Source organism: Janthinobacterium sp. SUN137, assembly GCF_030587265.1.
Taxonomy (GTDB): Bacteria; Pseudomonadota; Gammaproteobacteria; order Burkholderiales; family Burkholderiaceae_D; genus Janthinobacterium; species Janthinobacterium kumbetense.
The window spans coordinates 671,899-693,293 of sequence record NZ_JAPWHZ010000004.1 but is presented as its reverse complement, the minus strand read 5'-3'; the positions used below and the strand labels follow the sequence as shown (position 1 = coordinate 693,293).

The following is a 21,395-nucleotide window of genomic DNA, read 5'->3' as shown; positions in this document are numbered from 1 at the left end:
CCTTTCTGTACAATAGCCGTCACCATGCGTAAATTCTTCCTCATTTTGCTGCTGTTCGTGCTTCCGCTCCAGATGTCCTGGGCTGCGGCGAGCGCGTATTGCCTGCACGAGGAAGGCAAGGCGGCGCAGCACTTGGGCCACCACAGCCACCAGCACAAGGCGGATGCGGACAAGAAACCCGTGGCCGACAAGACTGACAAGCAATCCAAGGGCCAGCCGCACAGCGATTGCAACGTCTGCCATGGCATCGGCCACGCATGGCTGCCGGCCGGCTCCAGCCTGCCCGTCGGCGACATGGCGTCCGTGAACGCGGACACTTCCCCCTTCTTTTACGCTTCCCACATCCCGGACGCTCCCAAACGCCCCGACTGGTCGTCGGCCATCTAGGCCGACGGGACGTCCCCTTTTGTCATAGCGCAATGCGCGCCCTGAGATAATCCGGGCGCAGGCCTGCGCGTCCCGTCGAATTCTTTTTCCATACCTTGGAGAATTCGATGCACCGATCCATTTATCTATTGCTACTCTCTGCTGGCCTGCTGGCCGGCAACATTGCCCATGCGCAAGCTCCGCAGGAGCCCGCCGGCCCATTGACCCTGCCCGCCGCGCTGGCCCTGGCGGAGGGCGGCAACGCCACCCTGTCGGCCGCCCGCCATGAACTGGCGGCGCAAGGGGGCGCCCTGCAACAGGCGCGCGCCTTGCCCAACCCGGAATTGCAAACCGTGCTGGAAGACACGCGGCGCGCCACGCGCAGCACCACCGTGCAGCTCAACCAGCTCATTGAGCTGGGCGGCAAGCGCGGTGCGCGCGCCGCCGTCGCCCAGCGCGGCGCAGACCTGGCGCAGGCGGGCCTGTCCCTGCAACAGGCGGACACGCGCGCCGCCGTCACGTCCGCCTTTGTCGACGTGCTGGCCGCGCAGGAAGGCTTGCGCCTGGCCGACAGCGCGCAGGCGCTGGCCGCGCGCGCCAGCGACATCACGGCGCGCAGGGTGACGGCCGGCAAGGCGTCTCCTGTCGAGGAAACCCGCGCCAGGGTGGCCGAAGCGAGCGTGCGGCTGGAACTGAACCTGGCGCGCAGCACCCTGGCCAGCGCCCGCCAGCGCCTGGCCGCCCTGTGGGGCAATGCCACGCCCCGCTTCACCCTGGCAGAGGGACGCCTGGAAACCTTGCCGGAGCTGCCCCCCGCCAGCGAACTGGCGGAGAGAATGACCCAGGCCCCTGCCGTGCGCCAGGCGCAAAGCGCACTGGCCCAGCGGCAAGCCATGCTGGACGTGGAACAGCGGCGTTCCACGCCCGACGTCACGCTCAGCATCGGCATGAAGCGCTCGGAAGAGCTGGGCCGCAACCAGGCCATCATCGGCCTGGCTCTGCCGCTGCCCCTGTTCGACCGCAATGCAGGGAACAAGCTCGACGCCTTGCGCCGCAGCGACAAGGCCAGCGACGAGCTGGCTGCCGCCCGCATCGCCGTGCAAACGGCCGTGGCCGCCGCCAGCGAACGCCTGGCCACGGCACGGCTCGACGTGGAAAGCTTGCGCCAGGACATCTTGCCTGGCGCGCAAAGCGCCTACGACGCGGCCAGCAAGGGATTCGAGTTCGGCAAGTTCGCCTTCCTCGACGTGCTCGACGCCCAACGCACCTTGCTGCAAGCCAAAAATCAATACCTGCGCGCGCTGACAGAAGCGCAGCACGCCGCCGCCGACATCGAGCGCCTGCTGGGCACACCAGCTCCTCTGTAAGGAACACCCTCCATGAACATCTCACGCAACAAAAAGCAGGCGATCGCCATCGCTTCCATCGCCGCCGCCGGCATCGTGCTGGCCGTTCTCATCCTTGGCACGGGCAATTCCAAGACCCCGCCGCCCGCCGCCGCCAAGGCGGAAGCACATGTGGAAAAGAAAGACGAACACGGCCACGAAGAAGTGGAAGGCAAGCTGGAATTGACGGCTGCGCAAAGCCGCGCAGCCGGCGTCGTCATCGCCACGGCCGCGCCCGGCCGCATCAAGACGACGGTGGCCCTGCCCGGCGAAATCCGCTTCAATGAAGACCGCACGGCCCATGTCGTGCCGCGCCTGGCTGGCGTGGTGGAAGCCGTGCACGCCGACCTGGGCCAGCTGGTGAAAAAGGGGCAAGTGCTGGCCGTCATCGCCAGCACGGAACTGTCGGAACAGCGCAGCGCACTGCTGTCGGCGCAGCGGCGGCTGTCGCTGGCCCGCTCCACGTATGAGCGCGAAGAAAAACTGTGGCGCGAGAAGATTTCGGCCGAACAGGATTATCTGCAGGCGCAGCAAGCGTGGCGCGAAGCGGAAATCGCCGTGCAAAACGCCCAGCAAAAACTCAGCGCGCTGGGCGCCAACTCCACCAGCAAGGGCCCGCTGAACCGCTACGACATCCGCGCGCCGTTCGACGGCATGGTGCTGGAAAAACACATCACGCTGGGCGAAGCCGTCAAGGAAGACGCGAACATCTTCGTCATTTCCGACCTGTCGACCGTGTGGGCGGAAATCGCCGTGCCCGCGAAAGACCTGGCCACCGTGCGCATGGGAGGCAAGGCGGAGGTCAAAGCGTCCGCGTTTGATGCCAGCGCGCAAGGCACGATCACCTACGTGGGCGCGCTGCTGGGCGAGCAGACGCGCACGGCCAAGGCACGCATCAGCTTGCTGAACCCGGACATGGCGTGGCGCCCGGGCCTGTTCGTCACGGTGGAAGTCGTGTCCGGCGAAGCGGACGCGCCCGTCACCGTGCAGAGCACGGCCATCCAGACGGTGGAAGACAAGCCCGTCGTCTTCGTGCAGGTGAAAGATGGCTACCAGGCCACGCCCGTGGTGCCGGGGCGCAGCGATGGCAGCTTGACGCACATCAAGCAGGGCCTGGCCGCCGGCACGCCGTACGCGGCGCAAGGCAGTTTTGTCCTGAAGTCCGAGCTGGGCAAGGACTCCGCCGGTCACGAACACTGATCACGTCAAGGCTAAGGAAACCATCATGTTTGAACGCTTGATCCGCTTTGCCATCGACCAGCGCTGGCTGGTGATGCTGGCCGTGGCCGCCATGGCTGGCCTGGGCATCTACAGCTATCAAAAGCTGCCCATCGACGCCGTGCCCGACATCACCAATGTACAGGTGCAAATCAATACCCAGTCCGCCGGCTATTCGCCGCTGGAAACCGAGCAGCGCGTCACCTTCCCCATCGAGACGGCCATGGCCGGCTTGCCCAACCTGGAGCAGACGCGCTCGCTGTCGCGCTACGGCCTGTCGCAAGTGACCGTGATCTTCAAGGATGGCACGGACATCTATTTTGCGCGCCAGATGATCAACGAGCGCTTACAGGAGGCGAAGGAAAGCTTGCCAGCAGGCATCACACCGAAGATGGGCCCCGTTTCCACGGGCCTCGGCGAAATCTACCTGTGGACGGTGGAAACGCAGGACGGCGCGAAAAAGCCCGACGGCACGCCGTACACGCCGACGGACTTGCGCGAAATCCAGGACTGGATCATCAAGCCGCAGTTGCGCAATGTCACGGGCGTGACGGAAATCAATGCCATCGGCGGCTACGCCAAGCAATACCAGGTGGCGCCCTACCCGGAAAAACTGGCCGCCTACGGCATCAGCCTGCAAGATGTGGTGACGGCGCTCGAGCGCAACAACAGCAACGTGGGCGCCGGCTACATCGAACGGCAGGGCGAGCAACTGCTGATACGCGCGCCGGGCCAGGTGGCGTCCAAGGACGACCTCGGCAACATCGTCGTCGCCAATGTGCAGGGCGTGGCCATCCGCATCCGCGACGTGGCCGACGTGGTGCTGGGGCGCGAGCTGCGCACGGGCGCGGCCACGGAAAACGGCCGCGAAGTGGTGCTGGGCACGGTGTTCATGCTGATCGGCCAGAACAGCCGCGCCGTCTCGCAAGCCGTCGACAAGAAGATGGTGGAGATCAACCGCAGCCTGCCGAAAGGCGTGCACGCCGTCACCGTGTATGACCGCACGGTGCTGGTCGACAAGGCCATCAATACGGTGAAGAAAAACCTGCTGGAAGGCGCCGTGCTGGTGATCGCGATTTTGTTCCTGTTCCTCGGCAATATCCGCGCGGCAATCATCACGGCCATGGTGATTCCGCTGGCCATGCTGTTCACGTTTACGGGCATGGTGCAATACCACGTGAGCGCCAACCTGATGAGTTTGGGGGCGCTGGACTTTGGCATCATCATCGATGGCGCCGTGGTGATCGTGGAAAACTGCGTGCGCCGCCTGGCCCATGCGCAGCAAAAACTGGGCCGGCCGTTGACCTTGCAAGAACGTTTTCACGAAGTGTTTGCGGCATCGCAAGAGGCGCGCCGGCCCTTGCTGTATGGTCAGCTGATCATCATGGTCGTGTACCTGCCCATCTTCGCGCTGATGGGCGTGGAAGGCCGCATGTTTACGCCGATGGCCCTGACGGTCGTCATCGCCTTGCTGGGCGCCATGCTGCTGTCGATCACCTTCATCCCGGCCGCCGTGGCGCTGTTTATCGGCGACAAGGTGGCGGAGAAGGAAAACGCCATCATGCGCGCCGCCAAGCGCTGGTATGCGCCGCTGCTGGGCAAGGTGATGCGCAACACGCCCGTCGTGCTGACGGGTGCGGCCGTGGCCGTCGTGCTGTCGGGCTTGCTGGCCACGCGCATGGGCAGCGAATTCGTGCCCAGCCTGAACGAGGGCGACATCGCCATCCAGGCCCTGCGCATCCCCGGCACCAGCCTGACGCAATCGCTGGCCATGCAGCAACAGCTGGAAAAAAAGCTGATGAGCAACCACAAGGAAATCGCGCGCGTATTCGCCCGCACGGGAACGGCCGAGATCGCTTCTGACCCCATGCCGCCGAATATTTCCGACGGCTACATCATGCTCAAGCCCCGCGACCAGTGGCCGGAACCGAAGAAATCGCGCGGGCAATTGCTGGCGGAAATCGAAGCGACGGCCAGCAGCTTGCCCGGCAACAATTACGAGTTTTCGCAACCGATCCAGCTGCGCTTCAATGAACTGATTTCCGGCGTGCGCAGCGACGTGGCCGTGAAACTGTTCGGCGACGACATGGCCGTGCTCGACGGCACGGCGGCGAAGATCGCCGGTGTGCTGGGCAAGATTCCGGGCGCCACGGAAGTGAAGGTCGAGCAGACGACGGGGCTGCCCATGCTGACGGTGCAGATCGACCGCGAGCAGACGGCCCGCTATGGCCTCAACATTGCCGACGTGCAGTCGGCGATTGCCACGGCCATCGGCGGGCAGGAAGCGGGCACCCTGTTCCAGGGCGACCGCCGCTTCGACATCGTCGTGCGCCTGCCCGACAGCCTGCGCAGCGACCTGGAGCAACTGAAACGCCTGCCCATCGCCCTGCCCCTGGGCGCGGCGGCGGAAGGCCGCGCGCGCTTCATCCCGCTCGGCGAAGTGGCCAGCCTGCAAGTGGCGCCGGGGCCGAACCAGATCAGCCGCGAAGACGGCAAGCGCCGCATCGTCATCAGCGCGAATGTGCGCGGCCGCGACATCGGCTCGTTCGTGGCCGACGCCACGCAGCAGCTGCAAGCGCAGGTGGCCATTCCCGCCGGCTACTGGACCAGCTGGGGCGGCCAGTTCGAGCAATTGCAGTCGGCCACGAAACGCCTGGAGCTGGTGGTGCCGGTGGCGCTGGCCCTCGTCTTCGTCTTGCTGTTCGCCATGTTCGGCAACGTGAAGGATGGCTTGCTCGTGTTCAGCGGCATCCCGTTCGCCTTGACGGGCGGCATCGTCGCCCTGTGGCTGCGCGACATTCCCATGTCGATCTCGGCGGCCGTGGGCTTCATCGCCCTGTCCGGCGTGGCCGTGCTGAACGGCCTGGTGATGATCGCCTACATCCGCCAGCTGCGCGAACAGGGCATGCCCTTGCAGGAGGCGATACGCGTAGGGGCGATCACGCGCTTGCGGCCCGTCTTGATGACGGCGCTGGTGGCCTCGCTGGGCTTCGTGCCGATGGCGATCGCCACGGGCACGGGGGCTGAAGTACAGCGTCCGCTGGCCACCGTGGTGATCGGCGGCATCCTGTCGTCGACAGCCTTGACCCTGCTGGTGCTGCCGCTGCTGTACCGGCTGGCGTACCGCAAGGAAGAAGAGGTGGAAATGCGCACCGCGCCCGAAGGCGCGGGGGTACAGCTGAGTAAATAGAGGGAAGCGCTACCGCAATCGGCTTAACCCGGCCGGCGGTAGCCGCCTTCGATCCAGTTCGCCGCTGCGGTGGCGTTGAACTTGAAGGCGGCCGAGGTGCGCACCTTGGCGATCTGTTCGCCGTCGGCGTCGTAGGCGCTCAGTTCCGCGTACGGGTGGTCTTCGTCGGGGACGATGTCGAACATCACCTTGATCTGCCCCTCGTCGGTGGCGACGAACAGGTTCTTGTGCAATTGCGCATGCAGCTGCTGCTCGTGGCGGCGCAGCACTTCCGAGGCCGTCTTGACCAGCGTGTTGAACGCGTTGACGTCGAGCGGCTTCGGGTTTTTCTTGTCGCGGCCCATGGTCCACGGGCCCACCAGCGCTGGCTCCGGTTCGCCATCCTTGATCATGGCGACGGCCCAGCCTTCATCTTCCTCGTTCTTAATCACGCGCGCCGTCCAGCCATTGCCTACCCACAGGCGCGGCTCCTGGATCGGGGCGTCATTGTCCTGCTCGGCTGCTTCGTCAGAAAAATCGGGGAAATCGGTACTCATGGCGGTGCTCGTGATGGAAGGTCGGGGCTAGCATGATAGTCGAAAACGCCCGCCCGTGCCGCCTTGCCGCAAGGTAAGGCGCGGCCCGCCATAGTCGATCCAGGCAAGAAGACAAGCTATCAATGTAGCAGCTTTACTCTAGCAATCGCGCTTTGATATTTTTCAAGTCAACCTATTATTATTTTTGAATCTGAATTATGTTTTTTATATTTAAATATTGCATGTAGTAATGCTTGGCCTCAAGAAACTCCTGCCTCATGCGACGTCCCTCTTCCCCGCACGCCGTACTGCCTCGCCACGCCGGGCACTTTCGTCGTTCCTGATAAAAATAGTTGTGTACACCCATACATTCGAGGGAATCAACATGAAAATCTTGTCCACTCTGGCCTGCGCCACGTTCGCCGTCGCCGCAGGCAGCGCCAGCGCAATTCCCACCTTCACTACCGGCGGTACGGTACTGGCAGGCGAAGGGCTGGTCACATCCGTGGCCGGCGCCACCACCATCGATTTCAATGATGGCCTGGTGCCCGGCAATTACACGGGTAACGTCTTTACCAGCGATCACCCAAGCTACGCCGCGCAGCCACCGAACGATCTGACGGCCTTCTATTCCGTCGGCGTGACGAATGGCCAGATCACCCCTGGCGTCGCGACCTTCGGTGGCGGGTTGAGCTATTTTGGTTTCTACATGGGTTCGCCAGATGCGTATAACAGCGTCGTCTTCACCATGGGTGATCAAAGCACGGTCACCTTGACCGGATCGCAAATCGCCACCTTGGGCAATGTCAGCTCCAATGGCGATCAATCGGTCGGCCTGTATGTGAACGCGTGGGCGGGCGAAGGGGCAAAATTTACCTCCATCGCCTTCCACTCGACAGGCCAGGATGCCTTTGAAAGCGACAACCATGCCTTCATCGCCGCCGTACCCGAACCGGAAACCTATGCCATGCTGCTGGCCGGCCTGGGCTTGCTGGGCTTCATGCTGCGCCGCAAACAATCCTGATTCCAGGCATGCACCAGCAAAAGCCCGCATCGCGGGCTTTTGTCATTACCAGGCTGCTCGTTTCTTTCGACGACCAGGTATCAGCACATGGACATGGCAGGCCGGTTGGGCCAGGTCAGCGGCGGACCGGGCGGTACCCAGCGCGGGTCGATGGCCGGCAGCGGCGCATGGTAATTGAAGGGGTTGATGATGATCGGCGGTATCGCCGATGGCGCGCCGACGGGCTCGGCGCAGGACTGCGTGGCGCTACGCTGGCGCATGATGCGATGGTCAGGGGGGGATAGCGATTGATCCCCGGTATCTGCAAACAAAAGCATGTTGCCCTCCTTGCGAGACTGAGGTATTCAGTATAGGACGGCTTGCGCGCATTACAAGAAAAGAAATCTTGTTCCAGATCAGTGTTTTTCTGGCCCCCAGCGCCTTCCATACCGTGAAAATGACGGCCTGTCGCACGCCGCTGGCGGCAAGCCGGGCGCATCCCTACAGTGTGAGCATGCAACACCCCATCACCCACACACCGAGGCCTATCATGAAAAAATTGCTCACCTTCGTCCTCATCGTCATGCTCGCCTGCCTGTTCCTCGACAAGATCAGCGGCAGTGGCAGCGACATGCACATGCAGTTCAACGGCGACGATGTCGACGGGCCGCTGGAGTGGCTGTTCGGCCTGGTGTTTGCCGGCGGCGGCTTGCTGATCGCCGCCATCGCGGTGGTGTGCGCCGCCGTCATCACGGGAGTGGTCCTGGCCGGCGTGGGCGTGGTGCTGATCGCGGTGGTGGCACTCTGCGTGGTGCTGGCGCTGGCCTTGAGCACGCCCGTGCTGCTGCCGCTGCTCATTCCCGTCGCCATCGTCTGGCTGATCGTCAGCCGCAACCGCAAGCAGGCGCAAGCGCGTCAGCACAGCCTGTAATCACTGCGCCATGAACTTGCTGAGCACGCCGTCGCCGCCGCCGTCATTCTGTTCGATGCGGTTGCGCCCGCCCCGCTTGGCCCGGTACAGCGCCTCGTCGGCGCGCGCCAGCACAGCGTCGCAATCGGCATCGGTACCGGCCATGGCGGCCATGCCGATGCTCACCGTGATGGTGATCACAATGCCGCCATCGATGGTCAGCGAACTTTCCGCCACGCGCCGGCGCAGCCGTTCGGCGAACACGGCGGCGGCGCTCAGATCCGTGCCAGGCAGCAAGATGGCGAATTCTTCGCCGCCCACGCGGCCCGGCACGTCGACCTTGCGCAGCGCCTGGCACATCAGCGCGCCCAGGTGGCGCAGCACGGCATCGCCCACCGCGTGGCCATACTCGTCGTTGACGCGCTTGAAGTGATCGATGTCGAGCATCAGCACGCTGGCGCAGCTGGCCAGCTCGCGCTGCAGCCGCGCATGCTCGTTTTCCAGCGCCGCCATGAAGTGGCGCCGGTTCGGCAAGCCGGTCAAAAAATCCGTGGTGGCCAGTTGCAGCAGTTCCGCGTTCATGCGCTTGCGCTCGGTGATATCGAGCGAGGACACCATGACGAAATCGAGGCTGTCCGCATGGCCCGGCATCACCAGCAAGCTCAATTCATTTTGCCGCGCCGCACCATCGAGACGCACGAAGCTGCTCTCGCACTCGTACAGGTGGGCGCCGCCAGCCAGCGCCAGCAGCGCATCGCCAAAGCGCGGCAAGGCGCTGTCGTCGAAATTCTGCGCCAGGCCCAGCGCGCCGCGACGCTGGTCGTCTTCGTTGGCGCGCACTTGCGCCAGCGCGGCGCCGTTCGCATCGATGATGCGCACCATCCCCGCCAGCCGCTGCAGCGCCTCCGGATGGGCCTGGAAATGGGCGCCCAGGTCGCGCACGCCCGCTTGCTCGAGAACATCGAGCGCGGCGCGCACGGCCGACCAGTCCTGTTCCCACAGGGCCACGGGCGCATGGTCGTACAGGCTGCGGAAACGCGCTTCGCCGGCGCGCAGGGCCAGCGCCACTTGCGCCTGCTCAATGGCCATGCCGGCCAGGTGCGCCGCCTCGCTCAGCCGCGCCAGGTGCGCCGCACCCGGCAAGGTGGGCTGGCGGTGATACGCCATCAGCACGCCCAGCAGCTTGCCCGAGCCGCCACGCACGGGTTCGGCCCAGCACGATTGCAGCTGGGCCCGCCACGCCAGTTCCATCGTCTCTTGCGCATCGGCAACGGCGTGCAAGTCGCCGACGATCACGCGCAAGTCATCGCGCAGGGCTTGCGCGGCGATGCCATGCACGCCCTGCAGGGTGTCGAGGTCATGGCCATGGCTGGCCAGGTTGAAGAACGCGGGCAAGCCCGGCGCCGCGCCCAGCACCAGGCGGTGGCGGCTTTCATCGAGCAGCAAGATGCTGCACAGCATGGCAGGATGGTCCGCTTGCACGCTCAGCACCACGCTTTCCAGCACCCGTTCCAGCGGCGCGCCCGTGGCCAGCATTTCCAGCACTTGCCGCCGCGTATGCTCGCGCCGTTCCATCTGGCTGCGCTCGCTGATATCGCGAAACGTCCACAAGCGCGCCTGTTCATTGCCCAGTTGCATGCTGCGCACATATTGCTCGACCACCCGTCCATCGCGCAGGTGCAGCACGTCGCGCCGCTCGCGGTGGCCGTGCGGCGCATGGACGCGTGCTCCGAGGAAAGGCGCCGCCTGCTCCAGCTGGCTTTCCACATGGCGCACCAGCGCCGCGCCATCGGCTTGCCAGTCGAGCGCATCGGGCACTTGCCACAGGTCGCGGAAGCGCCGATTCGACGTGAAGATGCGGCCATCGATGTTGTCGACCAGAATGCCGTCGATGGTCGAATCGAGGATGCTGCGCAGCATGGCCTGGCTGCGTTGCGCCGCCTCGGCCATCGCCAGCACGCTCGCCTGCCCCTGCTCCAGCTGGCCCGTCAGTTCGCTCGAACGCGCCAGCGCCACCTGGGCGCGGGCGCGGCCCGCCGCCAGCAGCCAGGCGGTCAGCGCCAGCACGATGCTGGCCAGCAAGCCGGTCAAGGCCACCAGGCGGGGCCGCGCCAGCAGTTCGCCATCGAAACCGGGCATGGCGCGCACGCGCAAGGTCCAGGCATGGCCGGCGATGGTGATCGTTTCCTGCGCCACCAGGCTGTCCGAGGCGGCAGACGACAAGGCGCCCGGCAAGCTGTCATACATCAGGGCCGCCTCGGCCAGTTGCGCGCCATCATAGATTTCCAGGTCCAGCTGGCGCGCGCTCTCGCCGCCCACGCCAGCCATCAGGTCGCCCATGCGAAATGGCGCAAATACCCAGGCGCGCAAGGCGGCGCGCCGCTGCTCCACGCTGCCATGCAGCAAGCTATTCTCATACACGGGCAGCACGATGAGAAAACCATGCGACTGGGCGCTGCCGCCATCCTGCACCAGGTGGATCTTGCCCGTCATGGCGGCTTGCCCCGTGTCGCGCGCCTGTTCGAGCGCGGCGCGGCGCACGGGTTCGGAGCCGATATCGTAGCCGAAGGCCAGCAGGTTGCTCTCGCTCAAGGGTTCCAGATAGGTGATCGGCGCATACCAGGCGCGCTGGCCGTGCGGACGCACGGCATAGCCGGGATAGCCTTCCGCGCGCACGCTCGCTTCATGCCGCGCCAGGGCCGCGCCGGACAACAGCGGCAGGTAGCCGATGCCATGGATGCCGGGAAAGTGGCGGTCCACCTGCTGCACCGCCAGGTAGGCGTGGAATTCGCGGCGCGTGACTTCCTGCGAACTGGCATACAGTCCCTGCACCCCGTGCAGCACCTGGATATAGGTCTGCATGCGGCCGGCGATGTTGTTGACCAACTCGTGCACGCGGAAATCGAAATCGGCCCGCACCTGCTGTTCGCTGGCATCGTGGGCATTGCGCCAGGCGCCATACGTCAATCCCAGGCACAGCGCCAGCACCAGCGCGGCCAGCACGCGCGGTCCCACCCAGTGCGACACTGGCCCAGCAAACCACGACGTAGACGCGCGTGTAGGCATGACAGGATGACAAGCAGAACGGATATCAAACCGCTTCACGGCCAGCGACGTGGCTGGCGGCGGGCTGCAGGACTACCATCGGTAGTCGATGAGAATGATAGTACGTTACAGCGGGCGGCCTTGCAATGCTGAATATTGTATTAAAAAAATCACATATTGCGCCAATGCAATGATGTGTGCTCCAGGAAAATTCGATGCCGTGAAAACAATCCACCACTCGCTGATATGATCGCCCCGCAATCCATCACCTGGGAGTCGCGTTTGCAACAGGATAGCTGGCAGGGAACACTCTGGCTGGCGCCGGACTTCGCCATCTTGCATGGCGCGGCGGGCGCCACGGCCAGCCACGCCCATTATGCGCACCAGTTGATGCTGAGCACCGGGGCGCCTTTCACGGCCGAGCTCGACGGCATCGTCCACACGGCGCGGCACTTGCTGGTCGATAGCCTGCGTCCGCACGCCATCCTGGCCGCCCCGGCGCCCCTGCTGACCATCTATGCGGAGCCGCAGCGCCTGGGCGGCCCGGCCCTGCTGGCAGCGGCCGGCAGCGCAGGCATGCCCAGCCTGGACAGCCTGGCCGCCGCGCTGCAGGCGCAGCCGCGCGAGCACTTGCCCGATCCCCGCTTGCGGCGCGCGCTGGACAAGGTCGATGCGTTGTTGTCAGGCAAGGTCAGCGCAGCCGCCGTGGCCGAGGCGGCGCATTTGTCGCTGAGCCAGCTGGAACGCCTGTTCAGCGCCCAGCTGGGCTTGCCCGTGCGGCGGCTGGTGCTGTGGCGCCGCCTGCGCCTGGCCATCCGTTTCATTGTGCTCGGCAGCACCCTGACGGAAGCGGCCCACGGCGCCGGTTTTGCCGATGCCGCGCATTTTTCGCGTACCATGCGCAGCCTGTTCGGCGTGCGCGCCGACCGCAGCTTGCGCCAGCTCAACGTCAAGCTGCTCGATTGATGGCTTTACGCAAGTCCGCCGGCAATGCGGGCGCGCGCACGCCCTCTTCCGCGCGAAACGGTTCCAGCAGCTGCGCCCCGTACGCGGCCGGGTAATCGGGACGGCTGCCGATGCCCAGGTCCTCGCCCCGCATGCGGTAGCCGGGCGCATCGAAACGCGTGCCCAGCAAGCGATCCCAGCAGGTAAAGAACAGGCCGAAATTCACGTCGCCCGCCGTGCCGTATTTCATGTGGTGAAAACGGTGCAATGGCGCCCAGGCAAACACGTGGCGCAATGGCCCCATGCGCATGTCGACATTCGCGTGCTGCAGCAGCAGCTGGATCGCCACGGCAAACGCCAACACGCCCATGACACGCTCCGGTATGCCCAGCAGCAACAAGGGCAGCATGCCGCCCGCCGCTTCCAGCAGCAGGTGCAGCGGGTGTTTCATCCAGCCGTTGAAACCGTACAGGCGCGTCACGCTATGGTGCACGGCATGTAGTTTCCATAGAAAATAATAGCGGTGGCTCAGGTAATGCACGAGCGTGATGCCGCAATCGGCGATGAGGATGGCCAGCAACAGCTGCGCCCAGAACGGCAACTGGCCGGGCCAGAACGGACCCAGCGCCAGGTGCCCGGCCAGCAGGGGGAAGATGGCCAGTCCCAGCAGGTACAGCGCTTCATTGACGAGCGCGTGCGCAATGTCGCGCCAGCCGTCGCCGTGCTCGTGGTTCCACGCGCCGTCATACGGCAGGTAACGCTCGGCCAGAAAGGAGGTGAGCAGGGCCAGCAGCAACAGCGGCGGCAAGACCCGGAGGGAGAATTGGCAAAGCGCCACCAGCACGGTGGCGGCGCCGATGAAGCCGGCCCAGAACACGGGGCCGTACAGCGCGGCAAAGAGGGATTTCATGGCAAGACGCTCCTGTGGCAAAAACCACAGCATGGCCTTGTCCCCCGCCCCGCCGCTTGAAGAAACGGCGCAAACTGCTTATTTGACAGCCGGCTTCGTCGCCTTCCTCGCCGCGTATTGCTGGTAACCATTCGCGCGCAGGGCGCAGGCGGGGCAGGTGCCGCAGCCATAGCCCCAGTCGTGCAATTCGCCCCGCTCACCCAGGTAGCACGTATGCGTGCCGCTGCGGATCAGGTCGACCAGCGGCTGGCCGCCCAGGTCTTCCGCCAGGTCCCAGCTTTGCGCCTTGTCCAGCCACATCAGCGGCGTTTCCAGCTTCAGGCGCGTATCCATGCCCAGGTTCAGGGCCACTTGCAGCGCCTTCATCGTGTCGTCGCGGCAATCCGGATAGCCGGAGAAATCCGTCTCGCACATGCCGCCCACGAGCACCGTCAAGCCGCGGCGGTAGGCCACGGTGGCGGCCACCGTCATGAACAGCAAGTTGCGTCCAGGAACAAACGTGTTCGGCAAGCCGTTTTCCTGCATGACGATCTCGACGTTCTGCGTCATGGCCGTATCGGAAATGGCGGAAATCAGGGACAGGTCGATCATGTGATCCTGGCCCAGGCGGCTGTCCCACTCGGGCGACTGCCGGCGCATCTGTTCCAGCACGCCGGGACGCACGGTCAGTTCGATCGCATGGCGCTGTCCATAGTCAAAGCCGATAGTTTCCACGCGGCTATAGTGTTTCAAGGCCCAGGCCAGGCAGGTGGTGGAATCTTGTCCACCGCTAAAGAGCACCAGTGCGGAGTCCGTTGCTAGCATAATTTCTTTCTTTGAGTTTTGTTCTGTCCAATAGTGCGCGGGGAAACGAGATTCCCCATGCAAAAAATACTTATTCGTCCGCCATCAGTTTACCTATTCCGGTAACATGCAGTCAGCATTTACTCATCTGGAGCACCATGTTTTCTGCACGACCCATACGGCATACGGCTGCCGGCAAGGCGATACGACCACGAATTTTGGCACAAGTAGTGACAAAAGCAATGGGTCAACTGACACTGGCGGCCGCCGGCAGTGTCATCTTGCTGTTCCCCATCGCCCAGGCCGCCGCGCAGGAGGGTGCGCAACAGAGCGCGCAAGACGCGCCCGCCGACAGCGCCGCCACGGAAGCGGCGCCCGCCCCGCTGCAGTACGAGGTCAAGGTCAATGCACCGGGCGACCTCGATGAGTTGCTCGAAAAAAACCTGGACCTGGAACGCTTCCGCGGCAACCCGCGCATGGACCGCGAGCAATTGCAGCGCCTCGTCCGTGATACGCCCGAGCAAGCCAGGAACCTCATCGCCACGGCCGGCTACTATACGCCCGTCGTCACGGTGCGCGTCGATACGTCGGGCGCCAAGCCCGTCGTCATCGTCGACGTCGATCCTGGCCAGGCGGTGACCATCGACAAGGTCGAGCTGGAATTGCGCGGCTTCGACCCCACGCCGCCGCTGGCCGCCAGCGAGCCCTACGATACAGAAGCCCTGAAGCGCAGCTGGTCGCTGAAGACGGGCAGCGTGTTTCGCCAAGCCGACTGGGAATCGGCCAAGCGCGCCCTGCTGCGTGAAGTGGTGCAGACGCGCTACCCGCGCGCCCAGCTGGTCGACACGCAAGCCGTGGTCGACCCGGAAACGCATAAAGTCTCGCTGCTGGTAGTGCTCGACAGCGGCCCCGAGCTGCGCTTCGGCGAGCTGCGCATCGAAGGCTTGAAACGCTACGATCCCAGCATCATCCGCAACCTCGACAAAATACGCCCGGGCGAGTACTACAGCGAATCGGCGCTGCAATCGTTGCAGGCGCGCCTGCAGGACACGGGCTACTTTGCCAGCGTGGAAGTGAGCGCCGACATGAGCAGCATCCTCAGCGAGCAGATCGAGGCCGGCCAGGAAAGCCAGCAAGCCGAGGCCGAAGGTGCCAGCGCCGCCGCCGAAGCCAAGCCCGTCAACCGCGGCCCCGCGCCGCTGCTGCCGCTGGTGGTGCGCGTCACGGAAAACAAGCAGCAGAACGTCAGCGCCGGTCTCGGTTTCAGTACGAACACGGGCAATCGCGCCCAGCTCAACTATGACAACCTGAACGTGTGGGGCACGCGCTTCAAGAGCGCGATCACCATGGAAACGAAGAAACAGGCGGCGCACGCCAATTTTTACTTCCCAACGACCGAGCGCGGCTACAACGACAGCGCGGGCGCCTCGTTCGAGCGCAGCGACATTTCCAACGAAATCACGGCCGTCACGACCATCTCGGCCAAGCGCAACTGGGGCGGTACCAACCTCGAGCGCAGCCTGACGTTCGAGTTCCTCAGCGAGGACAAGACCGTCGTGGGCCTGGAACAGACGCGCAGCAAGAGCTTGCCGTTGACCTATGCCATCACCAAGCGCAGCCTCGACAGCCTGCTGTTTCCCACCAAGGGCTACGTCATCAACGCCCAGGTGGGCGGCGCCCTGCTGCCCGTGCTGACGGACGAGCGCTTCGTGCGCGTGGCCGGCAAGGCCGTGTATTACCGTCCGCTCGGTGAAAAAGGCGAGCTGATCGTGCGCGGCGAAATGGGCGCGCTGGGCTCGAAGGAAAAACGCGGCGTGCCGGCCGTCTACCTGTTCCGCGCGGGCGGCGACCAGTCCGTGCGCGGCTATGGCTACCAGGAACTGGGAGTCAAGGAAGGCGACGCCACCATCGGCGGGCGCTACATGCTCACCGGCAGCGCCGAATACCAGTACTGGTTCAAGCCGAAGTGGGCCATTGCCGCCTTCTATGACGCCGGCAACGCGGCCGATACCGTGAAGGCGGCCATGACGCCGAAATCGGGCTACGGCCTGGGCGGGCGCTACAAGAGCCCCGTCGGTCCCATCAATGTCGACGTGGCGTATGGCCACGCCGTCCACGCTTACCGTTTGCACTTCTCTCTGGGATTCACTTTCTGATGTCCGATATTACTACCGAGTCCCCCAACGGCGCCGCGCCGCCACCGTCGGCGAAAAAGGTCCGCCGCTGGCCCCGCTATGTGGCGATCGCCGTCGCCAGCCTGGCCGTGCTGCTGGGCGGCGCCTTCTGGTTCCTGGGCCGCGAATCGACCCTGCAGATGCTGGTGCAAAAAGTGGCCAGCGCCAGCGGCGGCGAAATCGCAGTGTCGGGCGTGTCCGGCTCGCTGTACAACCGCATGCACCTGGGCCACGTCAGCTACCGCAGCAAGACGCAGCACATCACGGCCGAGAATATCGACATCAACTGGTCGCCGTTCCAGTTCTTCTCGGAAGGCATCGCGATCAGCGAACTGCATGTGGCCAGCCTGTCCGTGGAAAGCACGGCGCCCTCCGAGGAACCGTCGACGATGCCCGCCAGCCTGGCTTCGCCGTTCAAGATCGGCATTGCCGACGCGCGCCTGGACAAGGTGACCCTGGTGAGTCCGGGCGGCAACACGGTATTTGAAAAGATCCATTTCACCTTGTCGGGCGACAAGACACAATGGCAGCTGGAAGACGCCTCGGCGCTCACGCCCTTCGGCCAGGCCACGGCCAGCGCGACGATTGCCGCCACGCAACCGTTCAAGCTGTCTGGCAAAGCCGGCTTGACGCAGATCAACCCCGCCGCCGGCGAAAAACCGGCCGCCCTGGCCCTGCAACTGGGCGGCGACCTGAATGTGCTGAACGTGACGGCCAAGGGCAGCGCGGGCGCGGCCACGGCCGACGCCCAATTGGCGCTGGCGCCGTTCGACCCCGTCATCATCCTGCGCTCGGCCAGCATCAAAGGCCGCAACATCAATCCGGGCAAGTTTGACGCGACCTTGCCGCAGGCGGACCTGAGCCTGGAACTCGACGCCGCCATCGATACGCGCCCAAGCGCGCAAAGCGTCTCGGGCAAGCTGGCCATCCTCAACCACGCGACACCGGGCCCCATCGACCAGCAAAAGCTGCCGCTGCGCCAGTTCGAGGCGAGATTAGGCGGTACCCTGACGGCCACCACCCTGGAGTCGGCCCTCATCGATTTCGGCACCGCAGGCAAATTCACGGGCAGCGGCAAGCTCAACCGCGACGCGGCCGATGCGCCCATCGGCAATGCGCAGCTGACCTTGCACACAGACAAGATCGACTTGCAGCACATTTACAGCAGCATCAACAGCACGAAGATCGTCGGCGATATCGTGCTCGACAGCGACGGCAAGACGCAAACCCTGCGCGCCAAGCTGGGCGAAGCCAAGCTGCGCCTGGACGTGGAAGCCACCCTCGCCGATTCCCTCGTGCAATTGCGCAAGGCGACCTTGCAAGCGGGCAAAAGCAGCGTCAACGCGACGGGCCAGATCAGCCTGAAGGATGAACAACCGTTCAAGGCCGTGGCCAGCACCAGCCGCCTGAACCCCGCCGACTTCGGCGCCTTCCCCGTGGCCGACCTGAACCTCGACGTGCGCGCCAACGGCCACGTGGCGCCGCAATGGCTGGCGAATGCGGACTTCACCGTGCGCCCCAGCAAGCTGCTCGACCAGCCCCTGTCCGGCAAGGGCAAGCTGACGGCCGATGCAGCCCATTTCAGCGGCATCGACGTGCAATTGGCGCTGGGCAAGAACAACGTGACGGCCAAGGGCAACTTCGGCGGCGCCGGCGAAAAACTCAACTGGAATGTCGATGCGCGGCAACTGTCCGCCCTGCAGTCCGACTTGCTGGGCAGCGTGCTGGCCAGCGGCGTGGTGCAAGGCACCATGCAGCAGCCGCGCACGACGTTTGTTGCCGATGCGAAAGGGCTTGGCTTGACCAGCGGCAAGCGTCCCGCGCCGGACAGCGCCATCCATGCCAGCGGCGACGTGGGCTTGACGGGGCCGAAGCAGGCAGCGGAACTGAAAGTGACGGGTTCCTTGCAAAAGATCAACCCGGCCGCGTTTGGTGCTGCACTGCCCAACGGCAACGTCAACGCGGATTTCAACGGCAGCGGCCGCCTGAGCGGCGACTGGCAAGTGGCCCTCAACCTGGCCCTGCGCGAATCGACCTTGCAAAATGCCCCGCTGGCCGGCTATGCCAAGCTGTCGGCCAATGCGAAACGGATCGACAGCGTGGATACGGAACTGCGCCTGGGGCCGAACAGCCTGCTGGCCAAGGGCGCGCTGGGCGGCGCCACGGACAAGCTGACGTGGAAACTTGATGCGCCGCAACTGTCGACCCTGGGCCCCCGCTTTGCCGGCGTGCTGCAGGCAGCCGGTTCCGTCAGCGGCAAGATGGACGCGCCGGCCGCGCAGCTGACGCTCGATGGCCGCGATCTGACCTTCTTTGGCGACCAGCAATTGAAATCCATCAAGGGCAGCGCCAGCGTGGGCGCCGGCCAAGGCGCGCTCGACCCCATGGTCAGCAGCCTGGACATCACGGGCTACAGCACGCCCACCTTCAAGCTGGGCAGCGCACGCCTGGCCACGACGGGCACGCGCGGCAGCCATACCGTGAGCCTGGCGGCGCGCAACGACGATTTCGATGCCACCGTGCAAATCCGCGGCAGCCAGAGCGGCGCCAGCTGGACGGGCACGATCGACAGCCTGCAAAACAAGGGCCGCTATGCGCTCGTGCTGCAAGCGCCCGTGCCCGTGAAAGTGGCGGGCCCTGCCGGCAGCGGCGTGGCGGGCCTGGGCCAGCCGGAGCAGATCAGCGTGGGCAACACCGCCATCAAATTGCCTGCGGGCAGCATCACCATGCAAAGCCTGGTCAAGAACGGTCCCCGCTGGACCAGTTCCGGCCAGGCGGCGGGCGTGGCGCTGACGTATCTGGCGCAAGTGATTCCCTCGCTGCAAGCCAATGCGCGCAGCGACCTGACCTTGGGCGCGCAATGGTCGCTCGACATGCAGGTGCCGACGGCGCAGCAGAAAGATCCCTCCCTGGCGGGCATGCTGCACATCTACCGCGAAAAAGGCGACGTAACGGTGGGCGTGGAGCAGCCGCTGGCGCTGGGTTTGCGCACCCTCGACGCCCGCGTGGATGTTGCCAACCAGCAGCTGCGCCTGGCCGTGAAACTCGACGGCGCACGCGCGGGGCAGAGCGATATCAATGCCACCGTGCAAATGCTGGGCGGCCGCATCAGCAACGACAGCGCCCTCTCCCTGACGGGCACGACCAGCATCGATTCGCTGGCCTGGCTGGCGCCGCTGTCGGGCCAGCCAGGCCTGGAACTGGGCGGCGCCTTGAAAGTGGCGCTGTCCGGCAGCGGCACCATCGGCGCGCCGCAATTGAATGGCGACATCAACGGCAGCAAGCTGCTGGTGAACTGGGCCGACCAGGGCTTGAAATTGCGCAATGGCGTGCTGCAAGCCAAGCTGGCCGGCGATCAATTGCAATTGCAGCGCCTGAGCTTTGACGGCGGCGATGGCAAGGTGCAGGCAGATGGCTGGGTACGCTTTGCGAATGGCGAAGCGAGCCTGGAACTGAAATTGATGGCCGACCGGCTGCAGGCGCTGTCGCGCCCCGACCGCACCTTGATCCTGTCGGGCAACAGCACCCTGGTGCGCAACGACAAGCGCTTCAGCTTCGAGGGCAAGTTCAAGGCCAACCGCGCGCTGATCGAGCTGGCGCCGCAAGACACGCCCACGCAAAGCAGCGACGTGGTGGTACTGGGCAAGGAAGTCAAGGGCAGCAAGGAAGCACCATCCTTGCCATTGAATATCGACCTCGAGTTTGACCTGGGCAATGCCTTCCACTTGCGCGGCATGGGTATCGATGCGGACCTGGCGGGCAATGTGCGCGCCAGGGTCATCAACCGCGCTGCGCCGCGCGTGACGGGCAGCATCAAGGTTGTCACAGGTCAATACGCCGCCTACGGACAAAAGCTGTCGATCGAACGGGGCTTGATCGCCTTCACGGGCGCCTACGACAACCCGTCGCTGAACATCCTGGCCGTGCGCAAGCGTCCGGAAGGCGAAGCCTTGTCGGAAACAAATGTGGAAGCGGGCGTGGAAGTGCGCGGCACGGCCCAGGCGCCGACGGCCAAGCTGGTGTCCACCCCGAGCGTATCGGACAGCGACAAGCTGGCCTGGCTGATCCTGGGCCACGGCGCGGAAACGGCGGCCGGCGATGAAATGGCCCTCTTGACGACGGCGGCAGGCGCCCTCTTCGGCGGCTCCGGCGGCGGCTTGCAAGGCAAGCTGGCCAATTCGCTGGGACTCGACGAAGTGGGCCTGTCGCAGGCGCAAGGTCTGGAAAGCACGGTCGTCACCGTCGGCAAGCGCCTGTCCTCGCGCGCCTACCTGACGTTCGAGCAAGGCACGAGCACGGCGACGAGCTTGGTCAAGCTGCGTTACAAGCTGAACCGCCGCATCACCCTGCAATTCCAGACCGGCACGAACAATGCCCTGGACGTGTTGTACACGTGGGCGTTCGACTAATCAGACGTTGAAGTGCAAGAAACAACAAAGGGCGCCTCGGCGCCCTTTTCTTTGATCTGCCGCAAAGGCAAACTTACTCGGCCACGTCGAGGCCCCGCTCGATCATGCCTTCGACGTACGCGCGCAGATATTGTTCCAGCGCGGGGCCGGACAGCACGTTGGCCGTCAGCGCGCCATGGGGCGAGCCTTTCAGCACGCCGTCGTGATACACGCGCGCAATCCAGGCCACGTCCGTGCCCTGGGTGTAATCGAGTTCATAGTCGAACGATTCTCCGCTGACTTTGCGTGTGTAGACTTCCTTGACAATTGCCATCTAAAACAGCCTTTCTTGACGAGATTAACTGGGATGCGGGTGCGGCACGGGATCGTCCTGCGGCACCGGGTGCACGGGCCCCGGATGGTACCCGGGCGCTTCTTGCGGCTCCGGCGCCGGCATGGGTTCATCGACGGGCGCCGGGTCGGGCGCGCGGTGGGCATGGATGACGGACATGGCTGGCCTCCCGGCGGACAAAAGAAGACCATACCACGAGATGCCCGCCGGC

General features: G+C 64.8%; 16 protein-coding genes. 9 read left to right on the top strand and 7 right to left on the bottom strand.

The features are described from left to right. The first annotated feature begins 24 nt into the window (after positions 1-24). From czcI to O3298_RS23585, 4 genes are all read left to right on the top strand, one after another. Positions 25-387 (top strand): cation efflux protein, CzcI family, encoded by a 363-nt coding sequence (gene czcI, locus O3298_RS23600; protein WP_289905660.1) that lies wholly within the window; start codon positions 25-27, stop codon positions 385-387. 107 nt (positions 388-494) lie between these two features. Further along, positions 495-1,733 carry a TolC family protein gene (locus tag O3298_RS23595; RefSeq protein ID WP_305060666.1) on the top strand — a complete coding sequence of 413 codons (1,239 nt, stop codon included), beginning with the start codon at positions 495-497 and terminating at the stop codon, positions 1,731-1,733. 12 nt (positions 1,734-1,745) lie between these two features. Further along, positions 1,746-2,951, top strand: coding sequence for an efflux RND transporter periplasmic adaptor subunit (locus O3298_RS23590; protein ID WP_305060665.1), 1,206 nt, complete (start codon positions 1,746-1,748; stop codon positions 2,949-2,951). Between the two features lie 25 nt (positions 2,952-2,976). Next, positions 2,977-6,159, top strand: coding sequence for an efflux RND transporter permease subunit (locus O3298_RS23585; RefSeq protein WP_305060664.1), 3,183 nt, complete (start codon positions 2,977-2,979; stop codon positions 6,157-6,159). 23 nt (positions 6,160-6,182) lie between these two features. Here the strand turns inward: O3298_RS23585 and O3298_RS23580 are convergent, their stop codons facing one another. Next, positions 6,183-6,695: a hypothetical protein gene (locus O3298_RS23580; protein ID WP_099665627.1), complete on the bottom strand. Its 513-nt coding sequence runs from the start codon at positions 6,693-6,695 to the stop codon at positions 6,183-6,185. A 364-nt stretch (positions 6,696-7,059) separates the two neighbouring features. Between O3298_RS23580 and O3298_RS23575 the strand changes: the two genes are divergently transcribed. After that, positions 7,060-7,698 carry a PEP-CTERM sorting domain-containing protein gene (locus tag O3298_RS23575; RefSeq protein WP_305060663.1) on the top strand — a complete coding sequence of 213 codons (639 nt, stop codon included), beginning with the start codon at positions 7,060-7,062 and terminating at the stop codon, positions 7,696-7,698. A gap of 80 nt (positions 7,699-7,778) precedes the next feature. Here the strand turns inward: O3298_RS23575 and O3298_RS23570 are convergent, their stop codons facing one another. Then, complete coding sequence (locus tag O3298_RS23570; RefSeq protein ID WP_251349295.1) at positions 7,779-8,015, bottom strand: hypothetical protein; 237 nt, start codon at positions 8,013-8,015, stop codon at positions 7,779-7,781. Positions 8,016-8,227: 212 nt separating this feature from the next. Here O3298_RS23570 and O3298_RS23565 point away from each other — a divergent pair, with 212 nt between their 5' ends. Then, positions 8,228-8,608 carry a hypothetical protein gene (locus tag O3298_RS23565; RefSeq protein WP_099665628.1) on the top strand — a complete coding sequence of 127 codons (381 nt, stop codon included), beginning with the start codon at positions 8,228-8,230 and terminating at the stop codon, positions 8,606-8,608. On the opposite strand, the gene O3298_RS23560 is transcribed toward O3298_RS23565, so the two are convergent. Then, positions 8,609-11,614, bottom strand: a complete 3,006-nt coding sequence (locus O3298_RS23560; RefSeq protein WP_305060662.1) for a CHASE domain-containing protein — start codon at positions 11,612-11,614, stop codon at positions 8,609-8,611. A 264-nt stretch (positions 11,615-11,878) separates the two neighbouring features. Between O3298_RS23560 and O3298_RS23555 the strand changes: the two genes are divergently transcribed. Then, positions 11,879-12,598: an AraC family transcriptional regulator gene (locus tag O3298_RS23555; RefSeq protein ID WP_305060661.1), complete on the top strand. Its 720-nt coding sequence runs from the start codon at positions 11,879-11,881 to the stop codon at positions 12,596-12,598. Here O3298_RS23555 and O3298_RS23550 read toward each other — a convergent pair. Both O3298_RS23550 and queC read right to left on the bottom strand, forming a co-directional pair. Continuing rightward, positions 12,582-13,487, bottom strand: a complete 906-nt coding sequence (locus O3298_RS23550; protein ID WP_305060660.1) for a sterol desaturase family protein — start codon at positions 13,485-13,487, stop codon at positions 12,582-12,584. The genes O3298_RS23555 and O3298_RS23550 overlap by 17 nt on opposite strands. A gap of 78 nt (positions 13,488-13,565) precedes the next feature. Next, positions 13,566-14,291 (bottom strand): 7-cyano-7-deazaguanine synthase QueC, encoded by a 726-nt coding sequence (queC, locus tag O3298_RS23545; protein ID WP_305060659.1) that lies wholly within the window; start codon positions 14,289-14,291, stop codon positions 13,566-13,568. Positions 14,292-14,512: 221 nt separating this feature from the next. Here queC and O3298_RS23540 point away from each other — a divergent pair, with 221 nt between their 5' ends. After that, positions 14,513-16,426 (top strand): autotransporter assembly complex family protein, encoded by a 1,914-nt coding sequence (locus O3298_RS23540; RefSeq protein WP_305060658.1) that lies wholly within the window; start codon positions 14,513-14,515, stop codon positions 16,424-16,426. Beyond that, on the top strand, positions 16,426-20,853 hold the full coding sequence (locus tag O3298_RS23535) for a translocation/assembly module TamB domain-containing protein (RefSeq protein ID WP_305060657.1): 4,428 nt from the start codon (positions 16,426-16,428) through the stop codon (positions 20,851-20,853). The genes O3298_RS23540 and O3298_RS23535 overlap by 1 nt, the downstream gene beginning before the upstream one ends. Before the next feature lie 73 nt (positions 20,854-20,926). On the opposite strand, the gene O3298_RS23530 is transcribed toward O3298_RS23535, so the two are convergent. Then, entirely contained in the window at positions 20,927-21,166 is a 240-nt protein-coding gene (locus O3298_RS23530; protein WP_099378551.1) for a hypothetical protein, read from the bottom strand. A gap of 24 nt (positions 21,167-21,190) precedes the next feature. Continuing rightward, a complete protein-coding gene (locus O3298_RS23525) occupies positions 21,191-21,343 on the bottom strand; it encodes a hypothetical protein (RefSeq protein ID WP_305060656.1) in 153 nt (50 codons plus the stop codon). Between the last annotated feature and the right edge of the window lie 52 nt (positions 21,344-21,395).

Excerpts from the sequence above, each read along its gene's own strand:
- O3298_RS23580 (WP_099665627.1), bottom strand. The coding sequence starts at position 6,695 with ATGAGTACCGATTTCCCCGATTTTTCTGACGAAGCAGCCGAGCAGGAC.
- O3298_RS23535 (WP_305060657.1), top strand. The coding sequence starts at position 16,426 with ATGTCCGATATTACTACCGAGTCCCCCAACGGCGCCGCGCCGCCACCG.
- O3298_RS23590 (WP_305060665.1), top strand. The coding sequence starts at position 1,746 with ATGAACATCTCACGCAACAAAAAGCAGGCGATCGCCATCGCTTCCATC.
- O3298_RS23585 (WP_305060664.1), top strand. The coding sequence starts at position 2,977 with ATGTTTGAACGCTTGATCCGCTTTGCCATCGACCAGCGCTGGCTGGTG.
- O3298_RS23525 (WP_305060656.1), bottom strand. The coding sequence starts at position 21,343 with ATGTCCGTCATCCATGCCCACCGCGCGCCCGACCCGGCGCCCGTCGAT.
- queC (WP_305060659.1), bottom strand. The coding sequence starts at position 14,291 with ATGCTAGCAACGGACTCCGCACTGGTGCTCTTTAGCGGTGGACAAGAT.
- O3298_RS23570 (WP_251349295.1), bottom strand. The coding sequence starts at position 8,015 with ATGCTTTTGTTTGCAGATACCGGGGATCAATCGCTATCCCCCCCTGAC.
- O3298_RS23575 (WP_305060663.1), top strand. The coding sequence starts at position 7,060 with ATGAAAATCTTGTCCACTCTGGCCTGCGCCACGTTCGCCGTCGCCGCA.
- O3298_RS23550 (WP_305060660.1), bottom strand. The coding sequence starts at position 13,487 with ATGAAATCCCTCTTTGCCGCGCTGTACGGCCCCGTGTTCTGGGCCGGC.
- O3298_RS23595 (WP_305060666.1), top strand. The coding sequence starts at position 495 with ATGCACCGATCCATTTATCTATTGCTACTCTCTGCTGGCCTGCTGGCC.
- czcI (WP_289905660.1), top strand. The coding sequence starts at position 25 with ATGCGTAAATTCTTCCTCATTTTGCTGCTGTTCGTGCTTCCGCTCCAG.
- O3298_RS23555 (WP_305060661.1), top strand. The coding sequence starts at position 11,879 with ATGATCGCCCCGCAATCCATCACCTGGGAGTCGCGTTTGCAACAGGAT.
- O3298_RS23565 (WP_099665628.1), top strand. The coding sequence starts at position 8,228 with ATGAAAAAATTGCTCACCTTCGTCCTCATCGTCATGCTCGCCTGCCTG.
- O3298_RS23540 (WP_305060658.1), top strand. The coding sequence starts at position 14,513 with ATGGGTCAACTGACACTGGCGGCCGCCGGCAGTGTCATCTTGCTGTTC.
- O3298_RS23530 (WP_099378551.1), bottom strand. The coding sequence starts at position 21,166 with ATGGCAATTGTCAAGGAAGTCTACACACGCAAAGTCAGCGGAGAATCG.